The 8,847-nt window shown below is 46.7% G+C and carries 7 protein-coding genes; all 7 read right to left on the reverse strand.

All coding sequences use genetic code 11. The features are described 5' to 3' along the window. Positions 1-86: 86 nt before the first annotated feature. Positions 87-1,538 (reverse strand): sugar transferase, encoded by a 1,452-nt coding sequence (locus tag DXA57_RS16325; protein WP_117768329.1) that lies wholly within the window; start codon positions 1,536-1,538, stop codon positions 87-89. A gap of 49 nt (positions 1,539-1,587) precedes the next feature. Then, the gene (locus DXA57_RS16330; protein ID WP_147345713.1) at positions 1,588-2,016 is read right to left on the reverse strand and encodes a hypothetical protein; all 429 of its coding nucleotides are present in this window, start codon (positions 2,014-2,016) and stop codon (positions 1,588-1,590) included. A 376-nt stretch (positions 2,017-2,392) separates the two neighbouring features. After that, positions 2,393-3,250: a carbohydrate ABC transporter permease gene (locus tag DXA57_RS16335; protein ID WP_117768331.1), complete on the reverse strand. Its 858-nt coding sequence runs from the start codon at positions 3,248-3,250 to the stop codon at positions 2,393-2,395. Between the two features lie 5 nt (positions 3,251-3,255). Beyond that, on the reverse strand, positions 3,256-4,149 hold the full coding sequence (locus DXA57_RS16340) for a carbohydrate ABC transporter permease (RefSeq protein ID WP_117768332.1): 894 nt from the start codon (positions 4,147-4,149) through the stop codon (positions 3,256-3,258). A gap of 104 nt (positions 4,150-4,253) precedes the next feature. Next, positions 4,254-5,609: an ABC transporter substrate-binding protein gene (locus DXA57_RS16345; protein ID WP_117768333.1), complete on the reverse strand. Its 1,356-nt coding sequence runs from the start codon at positions 5,607-5,609 to the stop codon at positions 4,254-4,256. 515 nt (positions 5,610-6,124) lie between these two features. Next, complete coding sequence (locus tag DXA57_RS16350) at positions 6,125-7,318, reverse strand: DHHW family protein (protein ID WP_117768334.1); 1,194 nt, start codon at positions 7,316-7,318, stop codon at positions 6,125-6,127. A 12-nt stretch (positions 7,319-7,330) separates the two neighbouring features. Next, positions 7,331-8,847, reverse strand: a 1,517-nt coding sequence (locus DXA57_RS16355; RefSeq protein ID WP_330423293.1) for an MBOAT family O-acyltransferase, incomplete at its 5' end; no start/stop codon positions are given.

Raw genomic sequence — 8,847 nt, forward strand, 5'->3', positions numbered from 1 at the left:
AATTATCTATGTACAATGGCATTTCGTATATTTTTACTGGTTTCACACAACAATCCTGCTTCCGTGAACTGCGGTGGGTACCATTCCTACATCGACCCCTCTTTCCTCAACACCACCATAACCGTCTTAAACAAAATCTTAATATCCAATCCCAGACTCCACTCATTGATATACTGCGTGTCCAGTTTCACCACTTCTTCGAAATCTGTTATCTCGCTTCTGCCGCTCACCTGCCACATACCGGTAATGCCCGGTTTGATGGCCAGTCTTGCCCGGTGATGAAGTTCGTAGTCTTTCCACTCACTGGGAAGCGGAGGTCTGGTACCTACTATGCTCATGTCACCTTTCAGGACGTTGAAAAACTGAGGAAATTCATCCAGGCTGGTCACACGGATGAAGTTTCCGATGCCGGTCTTTTTCGTACCGTCCGGAAGGATTTTATTTCCGATGACTCTGGGATCAAAATCCAGTTTGAACATCTTGCTGTCACCCATACGGTTTTCTTTCATCAGTTCTGCCTTGCGGGCTTCGGCATCCATGTACATACTCCGGAATTTATAGATTTTGAATTTTTTTCCATTTCTGCCGATTCGTTCCTGAGAAAAGAAGATCGGTCCCGGAGAACTGATATAAATAACCGGCGCTATGAATACAAAAATGATCGCCGTCAGGAGGCAGCCAGCCAGACCACAGACGATATCCATTGCTCTTTTCAGAAACAGCTGACGCGTTGTCACCAGATTCATGCTGGTGGTAAGGACTGTATAGCCACCGATTTTTTCCACCATTTGTCTTTTTCCGGAAACATCTGTCACTTTCGCCAGATTCAGATGTACGGTCACCCCGGCTTCTATCAGCTGATCGATCAGTTTCTTGGGATAAGCGTAAGCCTGAGAAGGGATCACCAGAACTTCATCGATCCATTGCCTGCAGGCATAAGCAGCAGCTTTTGTTTCTTCTGCAACTACCGGGATACCACCGATCTTCGCCCCTACCATATTTCGATCCAGAATCACCAGACCTGTTATGGTAAACATTTCATAATTCTGTGTTGTGATATTTTCCAGAACAGAGGCTGCAATATCGCTGGTCGTCACAACGAGAAGGGAACGTTCTCCGCCAGACTGCATTTTCTTTTTGAGCAATTCCTTCCACAAAACTCTGACGATATAAGTAAGTGCAAGATAGAAGGCTCCCATCAGGTACAAGGCTGTTCTTGAATAGTCCTGACCTTCCTGCAGGCTGAAAAGATACAGGACCGCGATCAGTTCCACGATCGCCACATGCTTAAGTGTGGTAATAAATTCTCTATAGTAGCCTCTTTTCAGAACATTCTTTAACGTTTCAAAAATAAAGATGGTAAAAACATCTGCAAATTCAACAAATATCGCCATATTCCGGTATAATATCGTTGTATATGGATTTCCTCCGCCATGCCTGCATACATAAGACAGCCAGAATGCCAGCTGTAAGCACAACATATCTAACAGCAGAAAATCATAATGTTTCAGCCACCCTTTTGGTTCTTTTTTGTACATAGTTTTTCCCTTTTCTCTCTCCTGTAATATTACGCAACCAATACTTCCTCTAATTCTTCTCCACAATCTCCAGCCCCACACACAGCTTTCCCACAGGTTCCATCCCCGGAACATTCAGCTGTGCCAGACGTTTGTGGCGGTCGATCCTGGAGATCAGGTGTTCCCGGCCGCACAGGGGACCGGACAGTACTTCCGTTTTTCCATTCCGGATTCTGCCTTTTGACAAAGCAATGTGATGATCGCTGCCGCAGAATTCCTGAAGGAAGGTCTGTCCCTCCCGGTTCAGGGGTATGACCTTTCGCTGTGGTGGAAGTTCGTCAAGAAATGTGTGTTCTTCTTCCTTCACAACAAACGAATCCGGAAGGAATGTTTTTTCTTCCAGATGCCAGGCTCCCTCATAGCGGCGCATCCGGTCACAGGTGAATGTGAGGATCGAGCCTGCCCGATCGGGATAACGGCTACGTAATCTTTCCGCCACCGAAATCGGGTTTTCTCCCGGACAGTAAATCAGATACCAGATATGAATCCTCTCCCTTCACACTTTCGAAAATTGCTGATTTCTCAGAGTATCTCACTCTGCGAAAAGTCAAGAACAAAATAAATTCTGTTAACAGCAAAAACTCATAAAAACACATTAAAAAACCCTGCACAAAGTAACGGAAACGCCGAAATTGCCGGATTATCACATGATTTTTCTTTGCATACTTGCTTTTATATGAACGGAGTGATAAAATATTTCGCAGAGTGAGATACTCTGCGAAAATCTTTTTTCACCACGCAAAAAAAGCTTCTGACCTGCATATTTCTATGCAGCATCAGAAGCTTTCGTTTTTCTTATTCAGTTGTTATGTAGTTTAGCCTTTGACTGCGCCGGCAACCATACCTTTGATGATCTGTTTGCTGAAGACGAAGTAGAGGATCACGATGGGGGACATGGTGATGAGCATGGCCGCCATCTGCTTCGGATAGTCGGAAGCGAACTGGCCTTTGAACTGGGTCAGGGCCAGAGGAACGGTCTGAAGGCCTACGTCCTTGATCAGAACCAGGGCGAAGGAGAATTCGTTCCAGCAGCTGAATACCTGAATGATGGCTACCGTTACCAGGATCGGCTTGCAGATCGGAAAAATGATATGCCACAGGGTATAGCTGAAGCTGCTGCCGTCAATGGCTGCTGCCTCCTCCAGAGAGACCGGAATGGTTTTCACATAGCCTTCTACCAGGAAGATTCCCATCGGAAGACCGAAGGACACATAGGGTAAGAGCAAGGTGAACCACCGGTTGGAAAGGCCGCATTTTTTGAATACCACGTAGATCGGGACCAGAAGGGAATGGATCGGGATCAGCATACCCATCAGGAACATCACGTAGATCACACGGTTCAGTTTAAAGTGGATACGGGAAAGGATGTAGCCCACGATAAAGCTGAAGGCAACGATCAGAATGATGGACAGGACGGAGGTCCGGACACTGTTCCACATGGAGGCTCCCAGATGGTAATCGGAGTTGCTTAAGATTCTGGTATAATTGATGAGGGTCGGGCTCTTGGGAAGGCCGACGATATCTGCATTGAAGGCTCTCTTCTCTTTCAGGGAGGAATAGATCATCCATACGATCGGGAAGATACAGGAAAGGGAAAAGATCCAGAGGATGAGGTTCATGATAGTTCCAAGAACCCCGCGTCTGACTTTATGAGTACCGCTGTTCTTTTTCATAACGTTCACGCCTCCTTCTCTCTGGTGATATATTTGATGAGTGCCTGGGAACCGCCGATAACCAGCAGGGACAGAACGAAGATTCCTACGGAAATACAGCTTCCGTATCCCATGTTGCTCTGGTTAAAGGAGATCTGATATCCGTACATGGCCATAACCATGGAGGAGGTTCCAGGACCGCCTTTTGTCATAACGAAGATGTTATCGAATGCTTTCATATTACCTGCGATACAGAGGGTAACGCAGACAAGAACGGTATTTTTGATCAGAGGAAGTGTGATATAGAGAGCCTTCTGTACGCCGTTGGCGCCGTCGATCTCTGCACTTTCGAGAACGTCCGTACCGATGGAAGCGATCGCAGACTGAAGAATAACCATATAATATCCGATGTACTGCCAGATCAGAGGAATGGTGACCAGAAGCATGACAATCTTGGAATTGTTCAGCCATACCTGGCAGAGATCCGGTCTTCCGATGGCTTTCAGAAACCAGTTCAGAATACCGTATTTGTTGTGATAGATCATATTCCAGATCAGGCCGATACAAACGGCTGAGATCGTGCTCGGGAAAAATCCGAAGGTACGGTGAATGCCTTTGCATTTCACCAGTTTGGAGTTGATCATCAGAACCAGTATAAAGGCAATGCCGATCTGGCCGATGATACAGGCGATGACAAGATAGATATTGTGACTGAAAGCTTCCCAGAAGGTCGTATCGTGGAACAGCTGGGTATAGTTTTCAATACCGATGAAGGTCTTCTGCGGACCTCCCTTCCATTCAAAGAAACTGTATACCAGTGCAGTAACCAGCGGCACGAATACAGTAAAGATAAACATTACCACGGGAACCAGCAGGTATAACATAACGGTCTTTTTACTTGGCTTGATCGCGTTTAACATATAACATCCTCTCCCTTCCTGCTGTAATCAGTTCAGTTTCCTATGAAAAAACCGTTCTGCCCACCGCTGCGGGCAGAACGGTCTTCATTCTCAATACGATTTGATCAATAGTTTGCTTCGTATGCTTCCTGAGCAGCCTGAGCTACTTCTTCCGGAGTCTTCTCGCCATTCATCATGGACTGAAGGTCGGTGTTCAGAACATCCCATACAGCGTTGGTGATGTAGGAATCATAAATCTCACATTTCTCAGTATCAACATAGGAGTAGTTGTAGAAATCCTGAGTGATCGGGTCAAATTTGGAAAGGTCAACATCGCCGACGTTGGTCAGTCCGCCCAGAGCGTAGTTCTCAGCTACATAGCTTGCGAATGCCGGTCCGGTAATTTCCTGTGCAAGGTCGATTGCTGCTGCCAGTTTATCCGGATCATCAGCAAGTTTTGCGTTGATGGCGATGGCATAACCAAGACCGATGTTCTGAGAGGTCGGAGCCTCGGTTGCATCTGCCGGCTGCGGAAGAACTGCAAAGCCCATGTTGTTCCATTTATCGGTATCATTTTCTTTCAGAGTTGCCCAGATATAGGACTCATCCCAGTTACCGCCGATGAATGCTGCTGCCTCACCGGAGATGTAGTACTCACGGGCATCCTCATTGGTGACTGCGTTGAAGTCCTCGTTGAAGATCTGTGTATCCTGGAACAGATGCTGCATCTCGGTCAGAGCTGCTACGAATTTGTCATCGGTGAAAGCTGCGCCTTCTTTGTTGATCAGGCTTAAGAACCAGTCCGGTCCGGTGTATCTGTTGCCCAGAGTGGAAAGGAAATCACTGTTTGCCTGCCATTTTCCGCCGTTACCGAAAGCTACGGTGGTAACACCCTGCTCATTGAAGTACTCGGATGCTTTCTCTACATCTTCCCAGGTGGTGGGGAATGCATCGTATCCGGCTTCTTTCCACATTGCCTTATCGTATACCACTACGGTACAGGTACCACCGGTCAGTGCCGGGTAGCCGTAAACGGAATCGCCGTCTTTGAACGGGGTGAAGTAGTTCTGGTCATACTCATCATAATAAGGAGACTCTTTGATATAATCGGTCAGGTCAAGGAGCAGTCCCTGTTTTGCCCAGTCTTTGGTGTTCATGCCCTGAAGAAGGAAGACATCCGGAAGGTCGCCTGCTGCTGCCAAGGTAGCGATCTGGGTCTTGTACTCAGCATTTGCCAGTACGTTCTGGGTCAGAGTGATGTCCGGATGAGCCTCGTCCCATGCCTGGAGTACGGTACGGAATCCATCAGATCCGCCGTTTCCTTCGGACTCTTCGGAAGTGGAGTAATGCATGATCTCAAGCTCTCCTTTGTAAGCCAGATCATTGGCTACCACATCGGTCGCTGCGAATGATGCAAAGCTGGATCCCAGCATTGCGGTACCTGCCAGTAAAGCAACGATTCTCTTAGTTCTTGTTCTCATAGTAAATCCTCCTTTTTTGTTAGCGCCTCAGCGCGTGTTCTTCTCAATCGTGAAGGGTCTATGCTGTCCGTCTAAAGATGCGTTTCTTTTTGCTCGTCCACTCTGTTGAAGTTCTTAATCGTTTTCGTGCTTTTACTATAACTCATCTTTTCGAATTTTTCAACATAAATATTAAAGTTTGCTGTTTTCAACAAGTTATTTTGTTCATTTTGTGCAGAATGCACAGTGTTAGTCTTTGGCAATTCCTTAACAGTTGCGTTCTACTTAATTTTTTAAAGCTTAATTTGTTATTTTTTAATTTCTTTTTTCTCGTTTTTTCCTTATTTTTTCTTTATTTTCGTGTTTTTTCGCTTAATCGTTTACGATTTGTTGACGGTTTTCTGTTCTTTTTTATTTTCTTTTTCGGTTAGTTTTCATAAAAAGGTGTTTTTGATGGTTAAATACTTTTGGAACCACAAAAAAAAGAACAGGCAAACATTTTTCTCTGTTTGTCTGTTCTCTTTTTCTGCTGTGGTTCAGCTGTTCAGTTTTGCAAGGCTTACATCCTCTGCAAAGCCGGAAGCATTATAGAGGAAAAGGAGATCCGTGTAATCGGATTTTTCCAGATAGTTTTTCAGGCTTTCGTTGAAATAGCGGATATCGATAAAATCCACTTCCGAGTAATCTTCAAAGGTGAACGGCAGGAAGCAGTGGGCATAGGAGTCTTTGATGACAAGGAGCTTCCGGTCACTGCCGTTTTTTACGGAAGCCCGGATCACCGGCTGGTTTCCACCGAAGAACACACTATATTTGTCTTTCGTTTCCAGATAGCTTCTGTCATAGAGATCTTCGCTCGTCTTCTGCCCGTTGTTATAATCCAGCGTATAGGAAGGAAGATCTTTTTTCACAAAGCTTTGGATCGTATCGGGTACTACTTCCACTCCGACCTTGGACTCAATGGTTCCCTTAAAGTCCGTGGTCAGGTCTTCGATCGTGTAATCGCTGAGCGGTGCAGGTGAGAAGCCATTCTGCTCTGCCCAGGCCTGATAGACATACCAGGCGCCGAGTGTTGTCCAGTGATGGTCTGTCCGGTAATAGATCGTTTCTTCTTTGTGTGCTTCCAGGACGGAAGCAGCGTCAAACCACATGTTTGTCGGAAGTGCCGCCCGGATCCTGGAGAGGTACTCGCTTTCTCCGCTGTCCGGTGCATATTTGGGAAGCTTTTCTTTCAGGACTTCTACCGCATTGGGAACGATCATCGCCGTGATCCGGCCGGTCTCAAAACGGTTCTCCTGGCTTTTCAGGAAGGTGGTCAGATACTGGATGTTTTTCTCTGCCGTATCGGTCGTAAAACTTCCTTCGTGGCTTTCTATCAGATAATCATCTTTGGCAAAATAGATATTCTTGATTTCATCCTTTCCTGTGGCAAGCTCCGCTTCCGTCTTGATGCGAATCCAGCCATCACGGGCGGGGAACTGGTCACTCAGATAGGTCTCGTAATCGGACTCAAAGCTTCCGTCCAGGACAGCAGCCGTTGAAAGCTTCGGGAACTGCTGCAGGGCCCGGTTTTCCCGGTCGGAAAATTCCCGTTTGGGAGCCAGGAAGGTCGCCGCTGTCCCTCCAAAGACCAGGGCGAGAAAAAGACCGGTCAGGGCCTTGTTCTGTCTGTTTTTCTTTTTTCTTTCCAGGGCCAGATATTCTTTTCTCCGGAGTCTTTTCTTTCTTTTCATTGCACTCTCCTATCAGAAACGGAAATACAGGAAGGGATTATAGGTGGCATCCACAAGGTAAGCCACGGACAGAAACAGGATTGCCAGATAGAAGGCGGCCTTTGCCACTGTCATCACCATTCCGTTTTCTCCGAAGCGTTTTTCCATTTTTTCTCCGAAATGCTTCGGCAGCTGTGTGCTTCCGAGAAGGAGAAGCACCAGAAGGATGCCGTAATTTTTCAGAAGATACAGGCTTTCCGTATTGAAGAATCCCGCTGAGAAGCCGCCGAACATGGCTTTCAGATAGGACAGGCAGTAGCTCAGATCCTCACACTTGAAGATCACCCAGCTGATGATCACAAAAAACATGGTATAAAGGTTCTGAATACAGCCCGGAAGTCTGTCGAGAAAGCGTTTCAGTACAAATTTTTCCAGAATCAGAAGGACGCCATAGTAAACGCCCCACAGCACATAGTTCCAGTGAGCACCGTGCCAGATACCGGTGAGCATCCAGACGACGAAAATGTTCCGGATCTGCTTCACCAGGCCGTTCCGGTTTCCTCCCAGTGGGATGTAAACGTATTCCCGGAACCAGGAGCTCAGGGAGATATGCCATCTTCTCCAGAATTCCGTGATGCTCCTGGAAATATACGGATAATTAAAGTTTTCCAGGAAATGGAAGCCGAACATTTTTCCGAGACCAATAGCCATATCGGAATAACCGGAGAAATCAAAGTAGATCTGGAAGGTGTAAGCCAGGGCTCCCAGCCAGGCAGTTGCCACAGGAAGCTCGGCAACGGGAAGGGCTGCCGCCGCATCCCAGAGAAGGCCGATGTTATTCGCCAGCAGGACCTTTTTTCCCACACCGGTCACAAAGCGGTGGATGCCTTCCGTGAAGTCATCCAGATTTTCCCGGCGTTCCTTCATCTGCTTCGCAATGGTCTTATACTGTACGATGGGTCCTGCAATCAGCTGCGGAAACATGGAAACATAGGTTCCATAGCTGATCCAGTTCTTCTGCACGTCCGTATTTCCACGGTAAACATCAATGGTATAGGACATGGTCTGGAAGGTGAAAAAGGAGATACCGATCGGAAGCGGAATATTCAAAAGGGGCAGATTCAGACCGCTGACTGCATTGATACTGCTGATGATAAAATCCGCATACTTGAAAAAGCCGAGAATCCCCAGATTCATAAAGACCGAAAATAAAAGGCAGCCTTTTGCTTTTCCAGGCTTCCCTTCTCTTTTCGCTTTGTCAATGAGACGGCCGACGGTGTAATCCATCGTGATGGAAAACAGCATCAGGAATACATATTTTGGTTCTCCCCAGGCATAGAAAAACAGGCTGAAGAGGAATAGCACGACGTTTCGCCCTCTGCGCGGTGTCAGATAATATAGAAGGAACACCAGCGGAAGGAAGCGAAACAGGAATAAAAGGCTGCTGAATACCATGCGGTCACTGCCACTCAAAATGTGTGTAAATATACCCACATCGAGATAATGTAGACTCTCACGAGTTCTACTTACTGCTTCACCGTGTATGTTTT

Origin of the sequence: Blautia sp. OF03-15BH, assembly GCF_003463065.1 — a bacterium.
In the GTDB taxonomy this organism is placed as follows: domain Bacteria; phylum Bacillota; class Clostridia; order Lachnospirales; family Lachnospiraceae; genus Limivivens.